Below are 24,046 nucleotides of genomic sequence, written 5' to 3'. Positions count from 1 at the left end.
GACTTTTCAATCATTTAAACCAAGTATTTTACATCTATTTTTTTCCACATAAAAAGGCCGCCCTTTTTGTTATAAGGCGCGGCCTTTTATTATGAATCTGCGGCTTTTTCTTTTACTTCCGCATAGTAGTTTTCATATTCAATAAATTCAGGAGCTTGATGAGCTGCCATGATACCGTGGTAACTGATGTCTAAGCCCACTTCTTCTTCTTCTTCCGTAGATCGAAGCGGAACCACCAAGGAAATAACCTTTAACCCTATCCACGTCGTAACAAACCCCCAAGCGCATAGAGCAATTAATCCGAGAAGTTGAACACCTAATAACGTCCAGCTCCCTCCTGTAAACACACCGCCGTCTGTAGAAAATAAACCCACAGCCAACGTGCCCCATATTCCCGAAGCAGCGTGTACAGGAAAAGCTCCTACAGGATCGTCGATTTGACGTGCTTCGAGCCAGTTTGTAGCTGCCATCATTAATAAGCCGGATACAGCTCCAATAAAAATAGCAGATGGCGTATTTACAAAAGCGCACCCGGCCGTAATGCCAACCAGTCCGGCAAGCGATCCATTTATCACAGAAGGTGCATCTGAACGGTTGTAGCGAAATAAAGTATAAAATAAAGTAGCTGCTCCGCCTGCTGCTGCTGATAACATTGTGACAATAGCAATGTGACCAATTCTAACGTCAGTGGCACTTAGCGTACTTCCTGCATTAAACCCGAACCATCCAAACCATAATAAAAAAGCACCCACTGATGCAAGCGGCAAATTGCTTGGAAGAGAAACAGAACTAATTCCATTTTTCGTGAACTTCCCTTTTCTAGGTCCAATCATTATTGCAGCTGCTAAAGCTGAAAAACCGCCAAGAGCATGAATAACTGCCGAACCGGCAAAATCAAGCATCCCTAACTTACTAATCCATCCGCCTCCCCAAATCCAGTGGCCGGCTATAGGATAAATAAATGTAGTCATTAAAATCGCATATAAAAGATATGCACGGAAATTAATTCGTTCTGCCACCGCTCCAGAAACGATAGAAATGACCGCAATAACAAACGCACATTGAAACAGCCAAAATGTTTCAAGCCCAATTGGAATGTCAAGGTGCGATAAATTACCTGAGAGCGCAAAACCGCTTTTACCGAAGATTCCGCCTAAATCATCTCCGTACATTAATCCAAACCCAATTAAATAGAAACAAAGCGTTCCTATTGTAATATCAGCGAATACTTTCATAATAATATTGACGCTATTTTTATAGCGGACAAAACCTGCCTCTAGCAAGGCAAAGCCGCCTTCCATTAGCAAAATCATCGCCGCTGTTAACACAACCCACGTCGTATTTATACCTAAACTTAGTTCATTAACACTCATATCCCAACGCCTCCACTGCTTTTTAATCGTTTTATTTCTTGTACAATAGCAGGCGAAAGCGTAATTTCACTTGTTTCTTCATTTTCCGCTTTTATTAATTCAAGAACTTCATGAAGTTCTCGCATTTGTGCTTTAAGGTGATCAATTTTTTTAAAGCGTTCCTTTACGTATACCATATACTCGACCGCTTGATGCTGACTTAAAGGACGCCCGGTAAAAAATTTACGAAACGGTGATAGTGATTGGTACCAAGCTTCTTCAGCACGTTTCTTCTCTTCGTATTTACTAATTTTCGCTTTTATATCCTCTATTTCTTGTGCTTTAGCTTCTTTTAACTTCATTATAAATTCAATTAATTTTAATTGAGGCAATGTAATGACCACATTATGATAAAGTTCATCCACTATAACCATGTTATATCTCCTTACATAAGATGTTATATTTAGATTATATGTAGAACACTATAGTAAGTCAATGTAATTTTTTGAAAACTCTTTAAATAGTAAATGCGCCCTATCTTTTTACTACTTATAGAATATTAAGTTCGTATGTGTTGAAATATGACGTTATTTGTTTTATCGTAGGAAGAGGAATTATGTTAGTTCCCTATTTTAATTTTATTTACCTAGGCAATTATTCGCTTTATTTTTTATAAACTTTTATTAAACAAAGGGTTACGAGGTTCTTCACTTATTTTTTCAACGAAATGAGTTGATTTTATCTCGTATTAAAATTAAAATAGAATTATGTGCAAGATTTCACAACTTCACAATGTAGTTTGAAAGTCTAGCAGATAACTAGGAACTACATATGCAACAGTATCCAGCAAAGGAGGACTTTTCATGTCTCAATCAACTATTCAAAAATCAGCTGCAGAGGAAAATGCTGCTGTACAAACAGAAGCGGCAGTTAACAAAGGTCAAGCGGATGTGTTAGATCAATTGTTAAAGCCTGAAGTACAAGAAGCTCTTACTGTTCTTGTAGATAATTTACCAAAATTATCTGAAATGGTAACGGTGCTTACAAAAACTTACGACGTTGCGCAATCATTATTAACTGACGACGTATTAAAAGAAGATCTACTTGGTGGAGTAAAAGAATTTATCGAGCCGGTAGAAGGAACAGTAAAAGGTCTTGCAGCTACTGCAATCGAAGCAAACGATCGTGCAGAAGCAAATGCTTCTAATTCAATCGGTTTATTCGGTTTATTACGCATGCTTAAAGATCCACAAGCTCAAAAACTATTCCGCTTTGCACAAGCGTATTTAGACATTACAAACGAAAAACAAAAATAATTTTCATTAAAAAGTGTGGACGGAGGATCGACTATGTCAAAACATATTTTAATTTTAGGCGGCGGTTACGGTGGTTTATTAACTGCAATGACAGCTCGCCAACACCTAAGTGCGGATGAAGCAAAAATTACAGTAGTGAACCGTTTTGCTACTCACCAAATCATTACAGAATTACACCGTCTAGCTGTAGGCGGCGTTTCTGAACAAGCGGTAGCTTTACCACTTGATAAATTACTTAAAAACTACAACGTTGATTTAAAAATTGCAACGGTAAAAGAAATCTCACCAGATCAACGTGAAGTATCTCTTGAAGATGGTACAAAATTAAGCTACGACTACCTTGTTACAGCTTTAGGTAGTGAAACTGCTTACTTCGGTATCCCTGGTTTAGAAGAGCACAGCTTCGTTCTTAAATCAGTAAATGATGCAAACCGTTTACGTGCACACGTAGAAGCTTGTATCGCTGAATACAGCAAAACAAAAAATAAAGCTGACGGTACAATCGTAGTTGGCGGTGGCGGATTAACAGGTATCGAACTTGTTGGTGAATACGCTGACTTAATGCCAAGCCTATGTCTAAAACACGGTGTTGATCCGAAAGAAATTTCTCTATACTGTGTAGAAGCAGCTCCTACAGTTCTTCCAGGCTTCCCTGCTGAATTAGTAGAGCGCGCTCAATCAAGCTTAACAAAACGTGGCGTTACATTTGTTACTGGTACACCTGTAACAAAAATGGATGCTACAACTGTTGAACTTAAAGACGGCAGCAAAATTGAAACAAAAACAATGGTATGGACTGGCGGAGTTCAAGGTAACTCTGTAGTTGCTAACTCAGGTATCGAAGTAAACCGCGGTCGTGCACTTGTAAATGAATTCTTACAATCTACATCTCATAAAGATGTATTCCTTGCTGGTGACTCAGCGGTTGTAATGGGTCCAGAAGGTCGCCCTTACCCACCTACTGCTCAATTAGCTTGGCAAATGGGTGAAGTTGTAGGCGTGAACTTAGCAGTAGCTATTCGCGGCGGAGCAATGGAATCATTCGTTCCTGTCTTCTCTGGTACACTAGGAAGTCTTGGACGCAAAGATGCAATTGGTACAATCGGCGGAAACAAAACGCAATTAAAAGGTTTACCAGCATCACTTATGAAAGAAGCAAGTAACGTTCGTTACTTATCTCATATCAAAGGATTATTTGCATTAGCTTATTAATCCGTCTTAAAACGAAAGAGGAATTCTCCTCTTTCGTTTTTTTATTTACATAAGCCAAGAAATAAGAAGCGGCAGCGTAATCAACGATAAAATAGCACTAATAACAAAAGCAGATGCCGTTTCGTTTTCTAAGCTTTCAAACCGCAAAGCAATCATCGCTGCTACAGCAGACCCAGGAAAAGCTACCAGTAAAATAGCTTTTGTCACTTCATCTGAAGACAACCCTATCCATACTGCAATTCCGAGCATAACGATGGGTTGAACCGCTACTTTTAAGACGGCTATCCCAAGCGCCCCTTTACTAAAGTTAATTTTTCCAATTCCAATCGTTACTCCTACCGCAAACAAAGCTGCTCCCGATGTAATACTTCCGATTTGATCAAGCATATCCTGTAACAGTTTAGGTGACTGAAAACCGCAAAGGGTTAAAATCACTCCAATTAACGGTACACATGCCAAAGGCTCAGATAAACCATGCAAAATGGAATGAACCGTTACTTTAAATAAACTTGTTTTCTCTTCCCCTTCTTTTCGCCCCCGTTGTCCAACGGTTCCTAAAATCGTTGCCAGCGGATCTAAAATCGCATTCACCACGATTCCTGTGATGGCAATTGGAATCGCTACTGCGCCTGCACCAAACAATCCTCCGAGTACTGGAATGCCCATAAAAGCAAACGTTGGCTGAGCTGAGTTTAAGGCAAACATAGAAGAGGCAGTTAACGTATTCTTCCCTGCATACTTCACGACAAGCAAGATAATGAGGTAAAACCCGACGATTCCTAAAATCAGCGCTACTAAAAACGGCCATTCGTCTATGAGTGTTTTTCTTGGCGTTGTCGTTACACCTACAAATAAGTGTGCAGGAAGCGCAAACTTCGTTACTAATGTGTTGAGCCCCTTAGACGTTTGCTTATCAAATTTTTTAAAGTGCCCTGCTAAATAACCAAGCAAAATGACAAAAAAGATAGGCGCGAGAATGAGGAAAATTTGACCTATGCTCATTTATCATTCACCTCATTCATTTCTTGCCTTAACAGGTTTATAAACAGGCTGCCATACCGCTTCTTCTACAAGTTCAGCTACATTTTTTTCGGTAACAGTTGCTACGTTATCTTTTACAGCAGCATCGGCAACTGCTACAGCAACCGCCTTTGATACTTTTTGAAGATCTTTAATATTTGGAAGAAGCGTATCTCCTTTTGTATCTGTTTCTGCTATACGCGCTACTGCATTGGCTGCTTCTGCAAACATAGATTCAGTAAACTTTTGAGCGCGAACCACAATTGCACCTAAACCAAGACCTGGAAACACAAATGCATTATTAGCCTGTCCGATTTCGTAAGTGTGCCCGTTATATTCAACGGGTTCAAATGGACTTCCCGTTGCAATAAGGGCTTTTCCTTCCGTCCATTTTATAATATTTTCCGGAACAGCTTCAGCAAGTTTAGTTGGGTTTGAAAGCGGCATAATCACCGGGCGCTCTACATGCTTTGCCATTTCTTTAATAATTTCTTCGGTAAAAGCATCCGTGACGCCTGATGTTCCAATTAAAATCGTTGGCTTCACTTGCTTGACAAGCTCCAACAGTGAAATTTTATTTTCATCGTCTTTTTCCCATTCTTTAATCTCTTCATTTTGGCGAACATATGGCTGTTGAAAAGGAGCTAAATCTTCCATATCTTCCGTTAACAGACCTCTGTAATCATATGCCCAAAAACGATCATATGCTTCTTCTTCAGATAACCCTTCAAGCATCATCGCACTATGAATACGATCGGCATTCCCAATTCCAGCGGATCCTGGTCCAAATACAACAACTCGCTGATCTTTTAAAGGCGTTCCTGTAATACGAACCGCTGTTAAAACGGCTGCAAGAGTAATTACTCCCGTTCCTTGAATATCATCATTAAATGTTAAAATTTTATCGCCATATTCTTTCATAATGTGACGCGCGTTAATATTACCAAGATCCTCCCAATGAAGAAGCGCTTTAGGAAACTTGGCCGTTATTTCTTTTACAAATTGAGCGATAAAACGATTATAGTCTTCTCCTTTTACTCGTTCATGACGATTTCCTAAATACAAAGGATCTTCAAGAAGCTTTTTGTTATTGGTCCCCATGTCAAGAACAACAGGCAGTACGCGGCTTGGGTCAATTCCTGCTGCAGCTGTGTAGACCGCTAACTTTCCCACTGCAATATTTATCCCTCCTACACCCCAGTCCCCAATGCCTAGAATACTTTCTGAATCCGTGACTACAAGCAAATCAATATCTTCGCTGTCGAGCCCTAAATTTTCAATCGCCTCACTTAATCGATCCGCTTCATTTACGGATAAATATAAGCCGTCAGGACGGTGGTATTCATGGCTGTATTCTTGAATGGATTGACCTACAGTAGGCGTGTAAATAATGGGAAGCATTTCACTTAAATGATCGGTTAATAAACGATAAAACAACACGACGTTCCGATTATGTAGATCATTCAACGAATTATTTTTTTGAAGATCATTCGGTGCTTTTTTGAACTGCTCATATGCTCTTTTTGCCTGCTCTTTTAACGTTAAGACCGTTGGAGGAAGAAGCCCCTGCAGATGAAGGTCTTGTCTTTCTTCTTCAGTAAAAGCAGAACCTTTGTTTAAATAAGAAGTGGATAAAACTGATTTTCCTTTTAGTGAAGTTGAAATTGAACCATCTTTTTCTATTTTATATGCTCTCATGTTTTTACCTCTTTTCGTGAACAATTAGATAGGGTTAGGTTCAGCAAAGAGATATATTTTTAACCATTTATTTTTAATGAAAACAAAAAAAGAGATTGAAGCATAACTACATCAATACAATCTAAAGACGAAAAAACGGGATAAATGAACCCTGTGTTCAACCTAACAATAAAAAAATCCGAACGATTCATCGTTCGGATCTTCCTTACACAAAAATACGTTTTTTACACCATGCTATAGTCTTCGTGCTCACTTTCTGAGTAATTAGGTGGCTGTATATGTGAAGGCACAAGACATTCATAGCTTTCCCCTTCTAGCCTATCCTCTAGCTCTTGTTTCGCTTGACTAATCAGCTCTTGATTTTCTATCATTTCAATCGCCGTAGCCGCAATGGCTTTTCCAGCTAACAACATCGCATCGTGAGCATACTCTGTTTTCCCTTGAGCAACAGCTTGCCATGTATGAAACGGCGTAGCATAAGCCCACGTTGCAGTCACGCACTGTGCAGTTGGAACATTCCAGCTAACGTCTGCAACATCGGTTGATCCCGTCATGAAGGAAACATTTTTAGACATAGGAGCAATTTGGTTGAAGACTGGATGATTTGCTAAAGCTCTGTCTAGCAGTGAACCGACTTGTTTTTTTGCTGCTTCTTTGTCTTCAGCGGATGTAGACTCGTAAATAGCTTTGGCAAAGACTATTTCTTCATGTTTCACCTCAGCCAAATTTATCTGCATCATTTGCTTATGCATCAGCTGCTCCATTGTTTGATTTGGAATTAGATTAGCGCAGGCTCCTTGAATTTCCTGTTCCATTTGTGTTTCAGTCATTAAAGCCGCTCCCTTTGCAATTTTCACAACCCGTTCATAAAGTTCTTTTACTTGAGATGGCTTCGGAGCACGAATTAAGTACATGACTTCCGCTTCTGCTTGAACAACATTAGGAGAAATGCCTCCGCTGTTTGTAATGGCATAGTGTACGCGCGCTTCATCTATCATATGTTCACGCATATAATTCACACCAATATTCATCAACTCTACAGCGTCTAAAGCGCTTCTGCCAAGGTGAGGACTAGCAGCTGCATGACTGCTTCTTCCTTTAAATTTAAAAGTTGCTTGCATAACCGCATTCGATGACGTATGCATGACACCATTAACGGTAGCCGGATGCCACGAAAACGCGATGTCTACATCTTGGAAAAATCCTTCTCGTACCATATACGTCTTTCCGTAGCCACTTTCTTCAGCTGGACATCCATAGTATCGAACGGTTCCCGGAACATTTTTTTCTTTTAAGTATTCTTTGACTGCAAGCGCAGCTGCTAGTGAGCCTACGCCAAGTAGGTTATGTCCACACCCATGGCCATTTCCATTTTTTTTAACTGGATCTGCTACTGCACACTTATCTTTTTGACTCAGCCCGGTAAGCGCATCATATTCACCAAGAATAGCGATAACCGGATAACCGTGCCCGTAACTTCCAATAAAACCTGTTTCAAGGTTAGCAATATGTGTACGAAGCGTAAACTCTTCTTTTTCTAACATGTCGCAAATTAGCTGTGCCGACTTATACTCTTCAAACCTCGTTTCTGCATATTCCCATATTTGATCACTGATTTGAGTTAGCTCGTGTCGCTTTTGTTTAATAAGTTGTTCGACTTTTTTGACAATACCCATAAGACACTCTCCTTTTTCCCTCATTATTTAACAGCATTTTGTGCGTTCACTACCACTTTTGCAGGTCGAATCGAAAACAACGAAATAGCACAGACAAGAGCGCAGATAATTAATAAAGCAAACGCTGCATTATAAGACCCGCCAAACGATTGTACTAAAAAACCAATAAGCATTGGTGTTAATACGCCGGCTGCTTGAGCCCCTGTATTAATAAAACCATTTGCTGAACCGACCACTGATTCAGGCAGCATTTTTAAAGGAGCTGAAGCGATTAAAATCACATTAAATGAAAACAGTAAAGTTACTGCGCTTTGAAAAACGATAAACATGCCTACGCTAGGTGAAATAGCCATTAAGCAAAGAAAAACGCCCATCAGTAAACCAAAAACCGCTGCTATCGTCTTGTCTTTTCCTTCTGGAAGCTTGTCTAAAATAAAGCCGCTAACAAACATTCCTATAATGCCTACAAATGCTGGGATAGCGGAAAGAAAACCGATGTCCGTTAAATTCAAATGTCTTACTTCGGCTAAATATGTAGGCATCCACGACATGAGCCCCCAGTTAATAGCGTAAATACTGAAATAGGCAATAAATAAATTCCAAATCATCGGGGTTTTGATAATTTCTTTTAATGTCATCTGCTTAGCAGGAATAGCAGAAGCCTCTCTTTTTTCCCCCTGCTGCTTTTCTTTTAGTAAAAAAACAAACAGAACTGTAATAACAAGCCCGATGGCTCCTATGATATAAAAGATACTTCTCCAGCTTATTGTTTGCATCAGCTGCGTCGCCAGAATCGGTGTCACCACGCCCATAATCGTACCTGACGATAACAAAAAAGACATGGCTCTACTGCGTTCTTGCTGAGGAAACCACCCTGCGATTCCTTTTGACGCAGATGGAAAATAGCTCCCTTCCCCTAATCCAAATAAAAAGCGAATGATAATAATAGAAGCAAAAGACCAGGCCATTCCGGTAAAAACCGTAAACAAAGACCATAAAAGCACGGCGATTGTAATGACTTTTTTAAACCCAAAGCGGTCTGCTAGCCACCCACCAGGTATTTGCATCAGTGCGTATCCTGCAAAAAAACTGCTTAAGATGATGCCTGTAGAAGAAGCATTAAGGTGTAGATCTTTCGAGATATCTAAAATAGCGTAATTAATAATAAAACGATCTAAGTTTCCAAGCGACCAGCCTAAAAATAATAAAAATAAAATGATGTATTTCCAGTTCGACCTTGCTAGCATAAACTCGCTCATCTCCTTTTTATTCCATTTAATGTAATGTTTTGTAACAAATCGATTCGTTACATAAATATTAAAAAATTCTGACTATTTTTTCAATGTGTATTTCTATATAATAAGAACTATAACTATGTATTTTTTTACATTAAGTAGTCTATAAGGGGTTGTTAATATGAGTGATTTATTAGCTAATATGAAAGGTTATCTTACATCTATTATTAAAAACAGTTCTTATCAAATTTGGACAAGTATTGATTCTGCAAATTTTAACATGTTTTTTTCCAGTTCTTTATGCTCATCCCTGACTTACACTCCTCCCACTAGCCTACATAACGGCAGTGATTCCTTTCAAAAGCATATCGCATATGAAGAGTTCGAAGAAATTTACTTATCCTTTCCAAACCGGTATGCGTTTGTTGTTCGCATATTTGCTAAGCATGACTGGACACCACAACAAATAAAGAAGCTATCCGCTAACTTTTCTCCTTATGTGCTGCAAAAAAAGCTAGAGCGGCATGAGCACATTTTGAACGTACTTATGAAAAGCATTAAGGAAATCTCGCTTTTACAAGACTCTGACTATCTATTAACAAGAATTCTAGAAAATGCTCTTTCAGTTATTTCTGTTGCGGATATGGGCGTGCTGTGGATGTTTGATTCTTCCACTGAATTTCTTTTGCCTCGCGCCTGGTCCGGGGGGCCAAACAATGAAATTCAAAACATGAAAATGAAAGTTGGCGAAGGAATTATCGGAAAGACATTTCAGCATAATAAAAGCTATATGTATACGAACTTAGAGGATATAGTACGCGATTCTTCTACTATGACTGACGATAATATTCACTATCTTAATCAGTCCTATACATTTACAAACATTCAATCTATTATTTCTGTCCCAATTTGCATGGAAGAACAAACGGTATGCGTACTCATTATTTATCAAAACGGTACAACTCCTCTTTTAAATGAAGAGGATAAAGAATTGTTAGAAAGCTTTTCCGATCAAGTTTCGATTGCTCTCTTAAACTCAGCGCTTTTTGAAGATGTAAAAAAACAAAATGAACTTTTAATACGCCGCGATCAAATTCATCGCACATTCATGAACGTTTCACTTCAAAGTAAAGGAATTGAACCGATACTTACCGAATTACGCCGAATGGTTACATCTCCCGTCACCATTGTAGATTTTGTTGATAATAAGACCTATGGCTTTTTAAAATTTCTTGATGTAGACACAAAAACAGCTGAATTTCACACGCATTTTCTTTTACATACAAAAGCTTGCTTTTATACTATTGAGTCACACAACCAGAAGCACAGCGTCTACATTCAACCGATACACGGCATTGATACGCTCTTAGGGTTAGTTATTCTGCAGACAAATCAAGAAGATCTTTCCTCTCTAGATCAAGTGGCACTCGAACAAAGCAGCTCTGTTATTGCACTAGAAATGCTGAAAAAACAAACGTTAGTCGATTTATTTTACAAGCGAACGCATGAACTATTTAGTGAATACTTATCATGTTATGACACCACTTTACTGTATCAAAAAGCAAATGAGCTAAACATTGATACAAAAAAGCATATTCTAGTCGCTCTTATTACCATTCGTTCACAGGCGGACCTGCAGCTCTTAAACTTACATCTTCATCGCCTTGTATCTGACATCAAATCGGTTTTCAGCTTAAAAGCGCCGGTCGTATACGGATTCGACACGAAAGTAACCATTGTATTCACGCTTGATTCTTATGAAGACCATCATGCTATTATCAAACAATTAGAAGATTCACTCTCAAAATGGCGTTACTACAATGAATGTCATGTAAAAATAGGGATTGGAAGTCGTTATTCTCACTTTACCCAAATAGAAAAAAGTTATAGTGAAGCTGAAAAAGCTGTCTCTTACCTTCTGTCTCAGCAGCAAGATGGATGCATGTTGTATGAGGAAATAGGAATTAACCGGTTATTTATTAATCAATCGAAAGAAGAAGTCAAAACCTTTATTGACGAAGTATTTGTCCCTCTTAAAAACAATCATTTGAACGATGAACCTTTAGAACAAACGCTAGAAGCGTATTTTGATAACAACCGCTCGGCTTCACTTACAGCTAAGCAGCTTCATATTCACGTTAATACACTCTATCAGCGGTTGAAGAAAATCGAAGATAAAATGAACATATCATTTACAAATAGTGAACATCTATTAAAAGTGCAGCTAGCGTGCTATTTGAAAAAATTTCACTACAGCTGAAAAACCGATTCTTATTTTTAAGAATCGGTTTTTTCGGTAGAAAGAACAGCCTTAATTGATTGCTTCCAGCGGCTCAGTACCTCTTTGGAATCATGAAGCTGAAATTGAATGCCCGATGTTAAAACTGCATATTTTGCGTAATCTTCTTTAACAGCGGCTACTTCTCCCGTAAATAGCTCATAGCCTGATAACACAGGAGCTTCTTTTTTTAGCCGAAATTTAATGTAATAAGCTTTGCCTTCAACAACTAATGTAACGGTTGACTTATGATTCTGTATCATGTTTTTTGAAGACGTGGTATCTTTCCATACTAACAGCTTGACGCGCGAAGAGCTAATAGCTACCAGCTCTCCTGCGCTAATCATTGCTACATGAGGAAACCCCTCGGATGTCACTGTAGATAGCAGCATCGCATCATGCTGTTTCCTTTCTAGATCTTTTCCATTTAAAAATACGCGCACGGCTTTTGGCAGCTCTGCTTTATTCATTTTACTTACCACCTTTGCTCATTAAGATCGGGGTGGCACAGGAGGCACGTGCGTTGCCAGCGGTACGTCTTTTGGATTGATTTTAAATGGTCGAGGGTATTTTTCAGGATTGGTGATGGTTTCAGGTTCAGAAGAACGCCAAGTAAACAAACACACGTTGCATAAGTAAATCTCCCAGGCTCCTTCAACTGGTGATTTAGATACTAAGTTCGCTTGTTTGGCTTCACATCTTGGACAAGTATGCATGTCGATTCCTCCTTGTTTATTTTTGCATCATATTCGTTAAGATTTTTTCCCATTTTTCAGTTTCAAGTGGTGTATCTAAAGGCTGCGAGTAGTGGCCTCTTGTTTCTGGAGCAACCGGTGTTGTAGCATCCAAAATCATTTTATCTGTAATACCAGCCGGATCAGATCCTGGATCAAGTGGCAGAACTGAGAGATTAGGCACTGTTATAACATCATGTTTTGGGTGCATTTTTGTCGATAGCGCCCACATGACTTGCGGTAAATTAAACGGATCCACATCTTCGTCTACTAAAATAACTAGCTTGCAATATCCTAATCCATGCGGCGTAGTCAATGCCCTCATACCAACCGCCTTAGCAAATCCTCCGTATCGGCTTTTCGTTGAAATGATAGCAACAAGACCATGAGTATACATCGCGTTCACCGCTTCAATCTCTTCAGGATATGCTTCTTTTAGCTGCTGATATAAAGGAACGCTTGTATTGATTCCAATTAAATAATCTGTTTCTGTCCAAGGCATACCGATATATAAACTTTCAAAAATAGGATCTTTGCGATGGTATACGCGATTGATTTTGATAACAGGCATGCTTCTGCCACCGGAGTAATGACCTGTAAATTCACCAAAAGGACCCTCATACTCACGTTCACCAGCTAAGATTTCTCCCTCTAAAATCACTTCTGCTCCCCAAGGTACATCTAAATCAGAAAGCTGAGACTTCACAATTCTGTACGGCTCACCTTGAATAGCTCCTGCCATTTCATACTCTGATTGATCGTAATGAAGCGGCGTAGCAGCTGCTGTGACAATCGCGGGTTCACATCCTAAAGCAATTGATACAGGGAGGTTTTCACCTTTTTCTTCGGCTTGTTTCAAGTGAATGGCAATATCATGCTGTGGCACGGGCTGAATGCCTAGACGGTCTTTCCCTTTGACCTGCATACGATATATACCTACGTTTTGTTTGCCGAAATGCGCCTTATCATGCTGATCACGAGAAATAACGCACGCTTTATCTAGATAATAGCCTCCGTCTCCTTGATTCAAGCGGAACAATGGCAAAAGGTCGAATAAGTTAATATCATCTTTAATTTCACACTCATGAAATGGCGCTGTTTCTTCTCTTTTCACTTTAACAGGAAATTTTTCATATCTCCGAGCAAACTCAAAGAACTGTTCTTTTACAGGAGTTGATTTAGGCAGTCCCATCATTAACGCGTGATTTGACCAGGAACCCATTACGTTTAGAGCTACCTTTGCGTTGTTATATCCATAAATATTTGTAAATAATAATCCCGGCGTTTGATCTCCTAAATTACTGATGGCTTGACCTGCTGAACCTAAATCCGGATCTGGCTGCACTTCATCTGTAATCGTCAGCAGCTGCCCTTCTTTATGTAGCGTATCAAGGAAATCTCTAAAGTCTTTATAAGCCATGTTTATTTTCCTCCTTGTGATAAATGTTTAATTCCATTCCATCTTTTTGCCTCAGGAAGCTCAATTCCTAATTGATCTAACGTTCGAACAGCAATATGCGTGACAATATCATCAATTGTCTCAGGTTTGTTATAAAAAGCTGGCATAGGAGGCACAAGGATAGCTCCCATTTTTGAGAGATCCAGCATGTTTTCTAAATGAATCGTATTCAAAGGCGTTTCTCGAGGAAGTAGCACCAGTGGCTTTCTTTCTTTTAACATCACATCTGCCGTTCTTGCTATTAAGTTATCTGCTAGTCCCATTCGAATAGATGCTAATGTTTTCATGCTGCAAGGACTTACAATCATTCCGTCTATACGAAATGAACCGCTCGAAATTTTTGCTGCTTGGTCTTGATATGAATAACAATAATCTGCTAGCGCTTCTACTTGCCTAACGCTATACGGTGTTTCCAGCTTAATTGTGGCATGAGCCCAAGACGACATGACTAAATGCGTTTCAACAGAAGCCTTCTTCAAAAGCTCTAAAATTCGAATACCTAGAATAGCTCCTGTGGCTCCTGTTATTCCTACAGCTATTTTCATTTCTTTTCCTCCTCTCTGCTTTGGTTACACATTTAACTTTACACTTATTTTCCATACAATTAAAATATTGATAAAGTATATAATAATACCTTTAAAGTATGGAGTTGAATACAGTGGAACTAAGACAGCTGCATTATTTTATTGTCATAGCTGAAGAATTAAATGTAACTAAAGCAGCCAAGCGTCTGCACATGGCTCAGCCTCCTTTAAGCAGACAGCTAAAGCAGCTCGAAAATGAGCTGGGCCTTTTGCTTTTTGAACGAAACAATAACAAGCGCTTATTGTTAACGGCAGAAGGAGAGCTTTTTTTAAAACGAGCGAAAGAAATTGTGCAAAGGGTCGAAAAATCAGTATTGGAAGTACAGGAATGTAAAAACGTAACAAATGAAAAGCTTGAAGTCGGATGTACAATCTACTGTGCATCAACGGTTCTCGATAAGCTAGCTCTTATTCAAAAACAGTATCCAAACAGTACTTTTAATATCTATGAAAACGAACCAGCTCATTTAAATGAGTTGTTGACGGATGGAAAGATTGATGTAGCAGTCACCACTACAGACTTACCTTATCAACAGGTAAAAACAAAAACACTTGCACCAGATGTCTTTGTTGTAGCAGTTCCCAAAGAAAGTAGTTATGCAACAGAAAAGATTTCAGTCGCTGAAATCGCTTCTCTCCCTCTTATTCTTCTTCGTTCAAATCGGGAAATAAGCATATACAACCGCATTATAAAGGAATTTAAAAAGATGGATATAACACCTAACATTTTATGCGAATGCCATGACTCAGCGATGCTTCTTAATTTAGTATGTCGTGGCCTTGGTGCTGCTATTGTTCCTTATTCGATGCTATCTTCTTTTTCACTAGAACATATTAAAATTTTAAGCATAGAAGATAATCCATTTGTAATTGAGCCTTTAGTTACGTGGCGTACCGATAGTTATCTCCCCAAAATCGCTCAAGAATTTCTAAAGCTTTTTTAAGTATAGATGCACAAAAAAGGCTTTGCTAAAATAGCAAAGCCTTTTTTATTTTATATTGATATATGTGACTACATTAACCAAGAAATTAATAGCGGTAATGTAACAAGTGACATAATGGCACTAAGTACGAATGCTGAAGCTGTTTCACCAGCTAGGCTATCAAAGCGCACTGAAATCATCGCTGCTACAGCTGAACCTGGGAACGCTACTAATAACACTAATTTTACGATGTCAGCTGATGATAGACCCATTGCTGTTGCAATTCCTAACATTACAAGCGGCTGAATAGCCACTTTTAAAATCGCAATACCAAATGCCGCTGGGCTAAATTGAATTTTACGGATACCAATTGTTACCCCAACTGCGAATAGTGCCGCACCAGATGTAATTGAACCAATTTGATCTAAACTGCTTGATAGTAAATCTGGAGATTGGAATCCACATAGCACTAATACTACTGCGATTAACGGAACACAAGCTAACGGTTCAGAAAGACCGTGTAAGATTGATTTAATCGTTACTTTAAATAAGCTTTCTTCAGAATCCCCTTCACTTCTTTCGCGCTGTCCAACCGTACCAATAATAGTTGCTAAAGGATCAAGCATCGCATTTACTACGATACCCGTAATAGCGATTGGAATTGCTACTACATCCGCGCCAAACAAGCTACCTAATACGGGAATACCCATAAACGCAAACGTTGGCTGCGTAGAGTTTAAAGAGAACATAGACGCGCCTGTTAGCGAGTATTTGAATACATATTTTGCAACAAGTAAGAAAAGAACATAAAATCCAATAATACCAAGAACTAATGCTAGTAAAAACGGCCATTTTTCAATAAGCGTTTGTTTTGATGTTGTTGTAATACCAACGAATAGATGTGCAGGTAACGCAAATTTTGTTACAAGCGTATTTAACCCTTTAGATGTTGTTGCATCAAACTTTTTAAAATATCCTGCTAAATAACCTAGCAAAATAACAAAAAAGATTGGGGTTAAAATAATAAAGATTTGACTAATTTCCATTTTTGAACACTCCATTGTTTAGATTAGAATCAATCATATAAATTTGCTTTCTTAGAAAGATAATTATCTTCTAAGGCTTGTCTATGGATATTGTTTACGTCAGGCTATTCATCTCCCTTTTTGCTAAACATCTCTACAAATATGAAGTAACGTATAATGGTTCATGAAAACGCATGGACTTTGTTTTTCTGCAATCATTTATTTACTTCGAAACTGTTCATTTAATCAACATCAAATCACATAAAACTTGTCATACAATACAGTAACTCTACAACCTTAGTAAAAACTTGTCATACAATCATGTTGTTGGCTTACTTAAGCTGAAAAAAAACACCTTCAAATGAAAGATGCTTAATCTTGTGACGAAAGAAAGCGACTTCTGATTGATGAGGAAGAATCTCTAAGAGTTTGAAACTCTCAGTTAAAAAGTTCCATAATTTCACAAAGTTTTTACAAACTATCTTACTTATTTGTATATTGCTTTCTGTGACGAATTTATGAACATGTTTTAACTTAACATTTGTAGGGGAATTATTCAATTACATTGCTTAAAATTTTAATGAAAAAAATATTTTAATCCTGTTTTTTTTACATAAAACGGATTAAAATAGTCATAAAGACCTATATATTATCGGTTAAAAAGAAGATGATTCATCTATCACCTTCTTTTGCTCACTTTATTTAATAATGACATTTCGATCGTAACGTTACTTTATTTTAGCATCAATAATGGAAAAATTGTGTTCTTCTGAAAACCACGTTTTAATTTTTTCTTTTGCCTTAAGTTTAACACCTTCATCAATGTACATGGCAACTTGAATCAATGCAAGCCCTAGAGCTCCTAAATCATCTGTAAACCCAATTCCTGCTGCAAAGTCTGGAATTAAATCTAAAGGAAGAATAAAATAACCCAATGCTCCTATAATAACTGCTTTTGCTTTTGGCGGAATATCAGGCTTTTGCAGCGTGTAGTATAAAAGCAGTACGGCATAAACAACGTTTGCCCCTGCTTTTTTACCAAACTTTTTAAGCTTGTCCCAAAATTTTTCTTCCGAATAATATTTGGCTGTTTCCTCTGTACGAACGGGTACAATTTCTTGTTTCTCTTCCATATCGATCACCCTTTCATCACCATATGTACTTATTATAAACGATTATCTTTACCGAATTCCATTGAGAGCTTAAACTCCATAAACCTGCACAAAGCAGGCTTATGAATTTTTTAATGAGTAATGCTTCATAACGATAGTAACTAAGTCATTCAGCGCCGTTTCACTTTTAGAATGATTTTCAAACTGCTGAATGAGATCCATATGTTCAAGCAGCACTTCGTAATTACCCGTCATCTTTCTAAGAACTTCATATGCGGAACTGTTCAAATCCACTTGTATTTTCAAATCCTCCAGCTGTACTAAATACTCGTTCCAGCGCTGATCTTGGTCTAGCAGCAGCCATACAATTTCTTTTATCGCCTTCCGCACATTGGACTCCATCTTTTCATCTCCTTTGATACACAGATATAACAAAGTCTATGAAAAAAACGAGCTTTTTCATTCCCGTATTACACAAAAAGAGTTTCTTTTATTTTATAACAAGCCCGCTTAAGAGCTCTTCCCATACTTTATCATCGCGCAGCACGTCCATTGAAAAAATAGGTGCATGTAAAACACATGTATAAGGCAAGTCCCAGTTAGCTTCGGACAAAAGTTCTTTTTCACTGTTTGTCAGCAGCAGTATATAGAAATCGTTTTTGACCATTCCCTTTAAAACATGCTCTAATTCTTTCGCTTCTTCATACGTTCCACCCATACGAATAAACAATATACAAGAACTGGTCTCCATTGACGTTAAAAATCGCTCCGTTCTCCGTTCATATTTTTCTTTGACTTCATTATATGAAAGCCAGTTAGTCTCCGTATTAATAGACGACGGAAAATCATGAGCAGAATCAATTTGATACACCTTATCACGCAGTCTAAGCGTGGAACCATCTCCGAAAGAACTGATATAGGTTAAGTGTTCATATACAAATAAGTCTTTACAGCGATTTTTCAACAGCTGATTGACATGAGAAAGAGAAATGCTAATACACCAATCAATCACCCCGGCTTGTTTTCGCAAAGAATATTTTTTCATATATATCCCTGGAAAACAGTTATAGCCTAAACTGTATATCATATCGTACTGCTTGCTTTTTAGTTCATTTAAAGTAACCATATTCATCCTCCCTTCTTCTATAAAATATGACAGTCTTTTATAGAAAGAGGCGGCTTCTGCCTTATACCGTACAAGCTTTTTGCGTTTTAGGAGCTTGTGTAATAAAAGAGTAAGGAATTAAAAAAAACAACCGAAGCAAAATATTTTGGAAGTCGAAAGATTCTTGTTAAAATACTTGTATTCCATTGAAATAACAAGGCCTATGAAGTCTTTAAAGAAAGAAGATGAAATTGATGAGTAAAGCATTAAAAGATATTCCGATTTCCGTGTTAGATCTTTCTCCTGTAGTTGAAGGAGGAACTGTATCTGACTCACTTAGAAATACATTAGATTTAGCTCAGCACGCTGAAAAATGGGGGTATAACCGCTATTGGCTAGCTGAACATCATAATATGACAGGTATCGCAAGCTCCGCTACATCTGTTGTAATTGGTCATGTCGCTGGAGGCACGTCACGCATTCGCGTAGGCTCTGGCGGCATTATGCTTCCTAACCATTCTCCGCTTGTTATTGCTGAGCATTTTGGTACGCTTGAATCACTATTTCCAGGACGTATTGATTTAGGCTTAGGAAGAGCGCCAGGTACAGATCAGCTGACAGCGCAGGCGCTGCGACGCGACCGCAGAAGCGACGGCAGTGACTTCCCAGAACAGCTGGCCGAACTGCAAGAATACTTTAAACCTGCTTCAGAAAGTCAGATGCGTGTTAAAGCTGTTCCCGGTCAAGGTTTAAATATTCCGATTTGGCTCCTTGGCTCAAGCGGTTTTAGCGCACAGCTTTCTGCACAGCTAGGCTTGCCATTTTCATTTGCAAGTCACTTTTCGCCTAATAATACAATGACAGCTCTTAACATGTACCGTCGTTATTTTAAGCCGTCCGACGTGTTAGAGAAACCATATGCAATGTTAGGTGTAAACGTAATCGCTGCTGATACAGATAGAGAAGCTGAACGCTTGGCTACTTCTATGCAACAGCAGTTTCTAAATTTAATTCGAAACACACCGGGTAAACTAAAAGCTCCCGTGGATAATATGGATGAACTATGGACTGACTTTGAAAAAGCTTCTCTTCAACAGCAGCTGGGCTCTTCTATTGTCGGAAGTCCTGAGACGATTAAAGTCAAGCTTGAACAGTTTATTGAAGAAACAGAGGCAGATGAACTGATGATTAACGCTCAAATTTACGATCACAAAGCTCGCCTTCGTTCGTACGAAATTGTTTCTCAGCTGTTCAAATAATAAAAAGGCCGGACACGTCCGGCCTTTTTATTTGCTTTCTACTGCTTCAAGAAGTAAATCTGCAAGATGAACGGCCCTTACACTTTCTTCTACTCCTTCTCTGACTACGCCTAGCTTCATTTGAATGAGACAGCCCGGGTTTGCTGTTACAATTGTATGGGCATGGGCTTCTTTCACTTTTTCCATTTTATAATCTAAAATTTGCATAGACATCTCTTGTTCCGTTAAGTTATAAATACCAGCTGAGCCACAGCAATGAGCCGCATTTTCCATTTCATTAAACACCGTTCCGTTAATCGCTTGGATCAGTTTTCTCGGTGCGCTGGACGTTTTCATCACGTTTCTTAAATGACACGAATCTTGATACGTAATAATTTGACTTGGAAGCGATAACTTTTGTCTTTCTACAAACTGCTGCTGCAATAAAATCTCTGAGAAATCTTTGACTTTTGCAGAAAAGACCGCTGCTCTTTCTTTCCATTCCGGCTCATCTTTTAATAGATGATCGTATTCCACTAACAGCGCACCGCAGCCGCCTGCATTAAGAACAATATCATCCGCTTGAATAGATTCAAACGCCATAATATTTTGTTTTGCTAACTTTTTTGCCTGATCTTTTTCTCCGCCGTGCGCATGCAGGGCGCCACAGCACGTCTGCACTTCTGGTATAACGACCTTACACCCCGCTTTTTGTAAAAGTGCAATCGTCGCGTTGTTTGTTTCCATAAACATCGTGTCCATTAAACACCCTGTAAAAAAAGCAACCGTACGCTCTCTTGTTCCTTCTGCTTCAAATAAAAAAGGACGTTTCTTCATTTCTTTTTTTGTTGGCACAGGCGGAAGCGTTTTTTCCATTTGTGCTAAATTACCGGGCAGGACGTTTAATATATTTGTTTTTTGAACAGCTTTTTGCAAGCCGCTTCTTTGATAGAAAGCAAGCAGAGAATGTACATTTTTTAATCGTTCTTTATGCGGAAAAAGCTGTTCAAACACCATATGCCTGAGCGCTTTTACCGGCCATTTATGTCGTTTTTTCTGCTGAATAATATCACGCGCTTCTTCTAATAAGTGTCCGTACTTCACACCCGAAGGACAAACAGGCTCACACGCTCGGCAGCCAAGGCAAAGGTTCAATTGTTTTTCAACGGATTCATCCGGTTCAATAAGCCCATCTACAACTCCTTTCATCAAAGCAATTCTTCCGCGCGGTGACGCTGCTTCATATTGATTGGTTTGGCCATACGTCGGACAGCTCGGCAAACAAAAACCGCATCTCATACAATTCATTAACTCGTCATAATCTAACCGTTCTTTAAACGCTTGCTGAATGTCTTTTGTTGCCGTCATGAACGAACCACCACTCTTTTTCTCGTGTCTTTAGCAAAAATTTTCCCTGGATTCATAATTCCTTGCGGGTCCAAAGCATACTTAATTGCTTTCATCGCAGCTACTCCTTCTCCGCCCATCTTCAATGCTAAATACGGTGCTTTCATTTCTCCGACTCCGTGTTCACCTGTAATCGTCCCTCCAAGCTCAATGGCTTTATGAAAAATCGCTTCAAAAGCTTGTTCGACTCGGTGAAGCTCCTCTTCGTCACGCGCATCTGTTAAACAAGTCGGATGCAGATTTCCGTCTCCCGCATGACCAAACGTACAGATTTTAACGTTGTATTTTACAGCAATTTCATTAATCGCTTTGACCATTTCACTAATTTTAGACCGCGGGACGGTTGCGTCTTCTAAAATCGTCGTTGGCTTCATTCGTGCTAAAGCAGAAAGAGCTGATCTTCTTGCTGTACTTAACGCTTCTGCTTCTGCTTGCGAAGCCGCTACTTTCACCGATACAGCCTTTCCTTCACTGCAGATGCGTGAAATCATTTCAATATCGCGTTTCACCACTTCTGGCGGGCCATCTTGTTCAATCAATAAGACAGCGTTTACATCAGTTGGAAGCCCAACTTGGGCAAAATCTTCTACTACTTCACACGTCGGCTGATCTAAAAATTCAAGCGTAGCCGGAATAATCTTATTGGCGATAATTGCTGAAACCGTCTTAGCAGCTGCGTCCATGTGTTCAAACAGCGCAAGCAGAGTTTGTTTTGTTTCAGGTATTGGAATGAGCTTTAAAATCGCTTCTGTCACGACGCCCAGCGTTCCTTCAGAACCGACAAACAAGTTCGTTAAATCGTAGCCAGCTACATCTTTAGCTAACTTGCCTCCTGTCTTAATACAATCGCCGTTTGCAAGAATTACTTCAAGACCAAGAACGTAATCTTTTGTTACTCCGTATTTTAAGCCTCGTAATCCTCCTGAGCATTCATTGATGTTTCCTCCAATAGTTGATATTTTCATAGAGCTTGGATCAGGAGGATAAAATAAACCTTTTGCCTCTACGGCATTAATTAAGTCTAACGTGATAACACCTGGCTGCACGGTAGCGGTTAAATTTTCTTCATCAATTTCCAAAATTTTATTCATCCGGTTAAAGGTAAGAACAATTCCGCCTTGCGTGGGACACGTTCCTGCGCTTAAATTTGTGCCAGAACCTCTTGGCACAATAGGAACGTGATCTTCATTGCATATCGTTAAAATTCTTTTCACTTGTTCTTTATTTTCAGGCATAATAACTGCATCAGGAAGCGACTGAAAGTTAGGGGTTGCGTCATAAGAATATACGAGTCTTGCTTCACTGCTATCTTGAAAGTTGGCCGATTCTACAACTTCAATGAGCTTTGCTTTTGTTCGTTCATTAAGCATAACGTTCCTCCTTATATATCTCTTAATCTTATTATAGTTGCAGAAGCCACGAGGGACTATGGATAAAAAACTAAAAAAAAGCGCTTTAAAAACTCATTTTTTGTATGTTTATCTAATGAATAGCGCACTTTATTCTAGTAGAGACAGCGCAAGGTAAAAAAGCGTGAGACCCTTTACACTTTTAGGATCAATGTCTGTTAGTTCTTTCATTTGCTTCAAGCGGTAATGAAGCGTATTGATATGAATATGTAAATCAACTGCCGTTTTTTTTAATGATTGATCATTGGATAAATAGCATTTCAACGTTTCGAGAAGCTCTTTTTCTTTTAAAAGAGCTGAAAGCACTCGACTTAAGAATTCCTTTTTTACAGGTTCAGAAACGTCTTCTAAAATCATGTCCATCAGCAGTTCCTCATAAAAAACAACGGTTTGACGTTTTGAAGCTACTTTAAGCGCTTTTTTTGCTTCTTCATATGAAGCATGCAAATCAAATTGCTCCGCTGGCTTTCCTACACCAATAGTGATGATAACTTGGTTGTTTGCTTGAATGTACTGCTGACATTTTTTTAATTCTTCTTTAAATCCTTGTCTTACCTTTTCACCTACCGCTTCTTTCAGTAAAAGTAAGCGATCGTATCCCCAATTTGCGATATAATCTCCTTCACCTTTATGACTTTCAAACCAGTAGCGAATTGTTTCTTGTACCTGCTGCTGCTTCTTTTTCGAAAGAGATGAGTCAATTTGAAACAGCGTGCAGCAATAAGGACTGTCTACTTGTACTCCTAAAATATGACCTCGTTCAATAAATTCTGCATCTACCTGCTGGCTATAAATCCATTCACGAAAAAAAGCTTCTACTCCTTTATTTTCCCATTCCTTTGTTTCTATGTAGTATGCTTCGCGAATAATTAACTCTGTTAATCTTCGAATAATATCTGCAAAAGGCTCAACAGCTTCTGGAGTACCTGTAATGCCAATAACGCCAATAATGTCTCCTTGATAACTGATAGGCAAATTAATTCCTGGCTTAACTCCTTTTAAATCTGCTGCTTCTTTTTTAGAGATATATAGTTTTTGCTTTTTTTGCATCACGTTCCACGCACCTTCGTGAAAAAAACCAACCCGCTTTTCTTCTGTTGATGCAATAATAATTCCGCGTGGATCCGTTACAATTACATGTTCTTTCATCACAAGCTGCACTTCTTTTATAATTTTCTTCGACAGTTCAGAAACTAGCTGCACGTTGTTTACACCTCACCTATCATCAATTAAAAGAGCTGAAAGAATGGTTTTCTCTCAGCC

Annotated in this window: 22 protein-coding genes; 5 read left to right on the top strand and 17 right to left on the bottom strand. The window is 38.7% G+C overall.

Translation table 11 applies throughout. The features are described from left to right. Window positions 1-89 precede the first annotated feature (89 nt). Together SCI76_RS00660 and SCI76_RS00655 are read right to left on the bottom strand one after the other, a co-directional pair. Window positions 90-1,373 (bottom strand): ammonium transporter, encoded by a 1,284-nt coding sequence (locus tag SCI76_RS00660; protein WP_048019192.1) that lies wholly within the window; start codon window positions 1,371-1,373, stop codon window positions 90-92. Beyond that, the gene (locus tag SCI76_RS00655; protein WP_028413111.1) at window positions 1,370-1,786 is read right to left on the bottom strand and encodes a hypothetical protein; all 417 of its coding nucleotides are present in this window, start codon (window positions 1,784-1,786) and stop codon (window positions 1,370-1,372) included. Before SCI76_RS00655 ends, SCI76_RS00660 begins: the two co-directional genes overlap by 4 nt. A gap of 429 nt (window positions 1,787-2,215) precedes the next feature. On the opposite strand from SCI76_RS00655, the gene SCI76_RS00650 reads away from it, so the two are divergent. Together SCI76_RS00650 and SCI76_RS00645 are read left to right on the top strand one after the other, a co-directional pair. Next, window positions 2,216-2,668, top strand: a complete 453-nt coding sequence (locus SCI76_RS00650) for a DUF1641 domain-containing protein (RefSeq protein ID WP_013057327.1) — start codon at window positions 2,216-2,218, stop codon at window positions 2,666-2,668. A gap of 33 nt (window positions 2,669-2,701) precedes the next feature. After that, the gene (locus tag SCI76_RS00645; protein ID WP_013057328.1) at window positions 2,702-3,880 is read left to right on the top strand and encodes an NAD(P)/FAD-dependent oxidoreductase; all 1,179 of its coding nucleotides are present in this window, start codon (window positions 2,702-2,704) and stop codon (window positions 3,878-3,880) included. Between the two features lie 45 nt (window positions 3,881-3,925). Here SCI76_RS00645 and SCI76_RS00640 read toward each other — a convergent pair whose 3' ends face one another. From SCI76_RS00640 to SCI76_RS00625, 4 genes are all read right to left on the bottom strand, one after another. Continuing rightward, on the bottom strand, window positions 3,926-4,882 hold the full coding sequence (locus SCI76_RS00640; RefSeq protein WP_028408294.1) for an AEC family transporter: 957 nt from the start codon (window positions 4,880-4,882) through the stop codon (window positions 3,926-3,928). 12 nt (window positions 4,883-4,894) lie between these two features. After that, window positions 4,895-6,598 (bottom strand): NAD-dependent malic enzyme, encoded by a 1,704-nt coding sequence (locus SCI76_RS00635; protein ID WP_255901208.1) that lies wholly within the window; start codon window positions 6,596-6,598, stop codon window positions 4,895-4,897. A 224-nt stretch (window positions 6,599-6,822) separates the two neighbouring features. After that, the gene (locus tag SCI76_RS00630; RefSeq protein ID WP_407544880.1) at window positions 6,823-8,274 is read right to left on the bottom strand and encodes a M20 family metallopeptidase; all 1,452 of its coding nucleotides are present in this window, start codon (window positions 8,272-8,274) and stop codon (window positions 6,823-6,825) included. A gap of 23 nt (window positions 8,275-8,297) precedes the next feature. Next, a complete protein-coding gene (locus SCI76_RS00625; protein ID WP_033579181.1) occupies window positions 8,298-9,521 on the bottom strand; it encodes an MFS transporter in 1,224 nt (407 codons plus the stop codon). Between the two features lie 169 nt (window positions 9,522-9,690). Between SCI76_RS00625 and SCI76_RS00620 the strand changes: the two genes are divergently transcribed. Beyond that, window positions 9,691-11,769 (top strand): helix-turn-helix domain-containing protein, encoded by a 2,079-nt coding sequence (locus tag SCI76_RS00620; protein ID WP_063247859.1) that lies wholly within the window; start codon window positions 9,691-9,693, stop codon window positions 11,767-11,769. A gap of 17 nt (window positions 11,770-11,786) precedes the next feature. On the opposite strand, the gene SCI76_RS00615 is transcribed toward SCI76_RS00620, so the two are convergent. The 4 genes from SCI76_RS00615 to SCI76_RS00600 are packed head-to-tail and all read right to left on the bottom strand — an operon-like array spanning window position 11,787 to window position 14,525. Next, on the bottom strand, window positions 11,787-12,257 hold the full coding sequence (locus SCI76_RS00615) for a hypothetical protein (RefSeq protein ID WP_048019187.1): 471 nt from the start codon (window positions 12,255-12,257) through the stop codon (window positions 11,787-11,789). Between the two features lie 21 nt (window positions 12,258-12,278). Continuing rightward, complete coding sequence (locus SCI76_RS00610; protein ID WP_028413104.1) at window positions 12,279-12,503, bottom strand: non-oxidative hydroxyarylic acid decarboxylases subunit D; 225 nt, start codon at window positions 12,501-12,503, stop codon at window positions 12,279-12,281. A 16-nt stretch (window positions 12,504-12,519) separates the two neighbouring features. Continuing rightward, window positions 12,520-13,941 (bottom strand): non-oxidative hydroxyarylic acid decarboxylases subunit C, encoded by a 1,422-nt coding sequence (locus SCI76_RS00605; RefSeq protein WP_028413103.1) that lies wholly within the window; start codon window positions 13,939-13,941, stop codon window positions 12,520-12,522. A 2-nt stretch (window positions 13,942-13,943) separates the two neighbouring features. Continuing rightward, window positions 13,944-14,525, bottom strand: coding sequence for a non-oxidative hydroxyarylic acid decarboxylases subunit B (locus SCI76_RS00600; protein ID WP_028413102.1), 582 nt, complete (start codon window positions 14,523-14,525; stop codon window positions 13,944-13,946). 113 nt (window positions 14,526-14,638) lie between these two features. Here SCI76_RS00600 and SCI76_RS00595 point away from each other — a divergent pair, with 113 nt between their 5' ends. Then, window positions 14,639-15,508 (top strand): LysR family transcriptional regulator, encoded by an 870-nt coding sequence (locus SCI76_RS00595; RefSeq protein ID WP_047750832.1) that lies wholly within the window; start codon window positions 14,639-14,641, stop codon window positions 15,506-15,508. Window positions 15,509-15,576: 68 nt separating this feature from the next. On the opposite strand, the gene SCI76_RS00590 is transcribed toward SCI76_RS00595, so the two are convergent. The 4 genes from SCI76_RS00590 to SCI76_RS00575 all read right to left on the bottom strand — a co-directional run bounded on the left by SCI76_RS00590 (window position 15,577) and on the right by SCI76_RS00575 (window position 18,750). Continuing rightward, window positions 15,577-16,533, bottom strand: a complete 957-nt coding sequence (locus SCI76_RS00590) for an AEC family transporter (protein ID WP_028408284.1) — start codon at window positions 16,531-16,533, stop codon at window positions 15,577-15,579. Window positions 16,534-17,240: 707 nt separating this feature from the next. Further along, window positions 17,241-17,645 carry a YkvA family protein gene (locus tag SCI76_RS00585; protein ID WP_063247858.1) on the bottom strand — a complete coding sequence of 135 codons (405 nt, stop codon included), beginning with the start codon at window positions 17,643-17,645 and terminating at the stop codon, window positions 17,241-17,243. Between the two features lie 99 nt (window positions 17,646-17,744). Beyond that, on the bottom strand, window positions 17,745-18,026 hold the full coding sequence (locus SCI76_RS00580; RefSeq protein WP_407544875.1) for a hypothetical protein: 282 nt from the start codon (window positions 18,024-18,026) through the stop codon (window positions 17,745-17,747). A gap of 88 nt (window positions 18,027-18,114) precedes the next feature. Beyond that, window positions 18,115-18,750 (bottom strand): DUF1796 family putative cysteine peptidase, encoded by a 636-nt coding sequence (locus SCI76_RS00575; RefSeq protein ID WP_033579187.1) that lies wholly within the window; start codon window positions 18,748-18,750, stop codon window positions 18,115-18,117. 233 nt (window positions 18,751-18,983) lie between these two features. On the opposite strand from SCI76_RS00575, the gene SCI76_RS00570 reads away from it, so the two are divergent. After that, window positions 18,984-19,988: an LLM class flavin-dependent oxidoreductase gene (locus tag SCI76_RS00570; protein WP_028413099.1), complete on the top strand. Its 1,005-nt coding sequence runs from the start codon at window positions 18,984-18,986 to the stop codon at window positions 19,986-19,988. A 27-nt stretch (window positions 19,989-20,015) separates the two neighbouring features. Here SCI76_RS00570 and SCI76_RS00565 read toward each other — a convergent pair whose 3' ends face one another. From SCI76_RS00565 to SCI76_RS00555, 3 genes are all read right to left on the bottom strand, one after another. Beyond that, window positions 20,016-21,335, bottom strand: coding sequence for a (Fe-S)-binding protein (locus SCI76_RS00565; RefSeq protein WP_033579188.1), 1,320 nt, complete (start codon window positions 21,333-21,335; stop codon window positions 20,016-20,018). Then, complete coding sequence (glcD, locus tag SCI76_RS00560) at window positions 21,332-22,744, bottom strand: glycolate oxidase subunit GlcD (protein WP_328174937.1); 1,413 nt, start codon at window positions 22,742-22,744, stop codon at window positions 21,332-21,334. Before glcD ends, SCI76_RS00565 begins: the two co-directional genes overlap by 4 nt. A gap of 129 nt (window positions 22,745-22,873) precedes the next feature. Beyond that, window positions 22,874-23,986 (bottom strand): sugar diacid recognition domain-containing protein, encoded by a 1,113-nt coding sequence (locus SCI76_RS00555; RefSeq protein ID WP_328174938.1) that lies wholly within the window; start codon window positions 23,984-23,986, stop codon window positions 22,874-22,876. Window positions 23,987-24,046: the final 60 nt, after the last annotated feature.

It is taken from the genome of Priestia sp. HNGD-A6, assembly GCF_045784335.1.
In the GTDB taxonomy this organism is placed as follows: Bacteria; Bacillota; Bacilli; order Bacillales; family Bacillaceae_H; genus Priestia; species Priestia zanthoxyli.
The sequence above is the reverse complement of the archived record's forward strand: the minus strand, read 5'-3'. Positions and strand labels throughout refer to the sequence as shown.

Coding starts and splice junctions, on each gene's coding strand:
- SCI76_RS00575 (WP_033579187.1), bottom strand. CDS start 18,750: ATGGTTACTTTAAATGAACTAAAAAGCAAGCAGTACGATATGATATAC.
- SCI76_RS00635 (WP_255901208.1), bottom strand. CDS start 6,598: ATGAGAGCATATAAAATAGAAAAAGATGGTTCAATTTCAACTTCACTA.
- SCI76_RS00620 (WP_063247859.1), top strand. CDS start 9,691: ATGAGTGATTTATTAGCTAATATGAAAGGTTATCTTACATCTATTATT.
- SCI76_RS00625 (WP_033579181.1), bottom strand. CDS start 9,521: ATGCTAGCAAGGTCGAACTGGAAATACATCATTTTATTTTTATTATTT.
- SCI76_RS00580 (WP_407544875.1), bottom strand. CDS start 18,026: ATGGAGTCCAATGTGCGGAAGGCGATAAAAGAAATTGTATGGCTGCTG.
- SCI76_RS00645 (WP_013057328.1), top strand. CDS start 2,702: ATGTCAAAACATATTTTAATTTTAGGCGGCGGTTACGGTGGTTTATTA.
- SCI76_RS00570 (WP_028413099.1), top strand. CDS start 18,984: ATGAGTAAAGCATTAAAAGATATTCCGATTTCCGTGTTAGATCTTTCT.
- SCI76_RS00630 (WP_407544880.1), bottom strand. CDS start 8,274: ATGGGTATTGTCAAAAAAGTCGAACAACTTATTAAACAAAAGCGACAC.
- SCI76_RS00585 (WP_063247858.1), bottom strand. CDS start 17,645: ATGGAAGAGAAACAAGAAATTGTACCCGTTCGTACAGAGGAAACAGCC.
- SCI76_RS00605 (WP_028413103.1), bottom strand. CDS start 13,941: ATGGCTTATAAAGACTTTAGAGATTTCCTTGATACGCTACATAAAGAA.
- glcD (WP_328174937.1), bottom strand. CDS start 22,744: ATGCTTAATGAACGAACAAAAGCAAAGCTCATTGAAGTTGTAGAATCG.
- SCI76_RS00655 (WP_028413111.1), bottom strand. CDS start 1,786: ATGGTTATAGTGGATGAACTTTATCATAATGTGGTCATTACATTGCCT.
- SCI76_RS00660 (WP_048019192.1), bottom strand. CDS start 1,373: ATGAGTGTTAATGAACTAAGTTTAGGTATAAATACGACGTGGGTTGTG.
- SCI76_RS00640 (WP_028408294.1), bottom strand. CDS start 4,882: ATGAGCATAGGTCAAATTTTCCTCATTCTCGCGCCTATCTTTTTTGTC.
- SCI76_RS00615 (WP_048019187.1), bottom strand. CDS start 12,257: ATGAATAAAGCAGAGCTGCCAAAAGCCGTGCGCGTATTTTTAAATGGA.
- SCI76_RS00600 (WP_028413102.1), bottom strand. CDS start 14,525: ATGAAAATAGCTGTAGGAATAACAGGAGCCACAGGAGCTATTCTAGGT.
- SCI76_RS00590 (WP_028408284.1), bottom strand. CDS start 16,533: ATGGAAATTAGTCAAATCTTTATTATTTTAACCCCAATCTTTTTTGTT.
- SCI76_RS00610 (WP_028413104.1), bottom strand. CDS start 12,503: ATGCATACTTGTCCAAGATGTGAAGCCAAACAAGCGAACTTAGTATCT.
- SCI76_RS00650 (WP_013057327.1), top strand. CDS start 2,216: ATGTCTCAATCAACTATTCAAAAATCAGCTGCAGAGGAAAATGCTGCT.
- SCI76_RS00565 (WP_033579188.1), bottom strand. CDS start 21,335: ATGACGGCAACAAAAGACATTCAGCAAGCGTTTAAAGAACGGTTAGAT.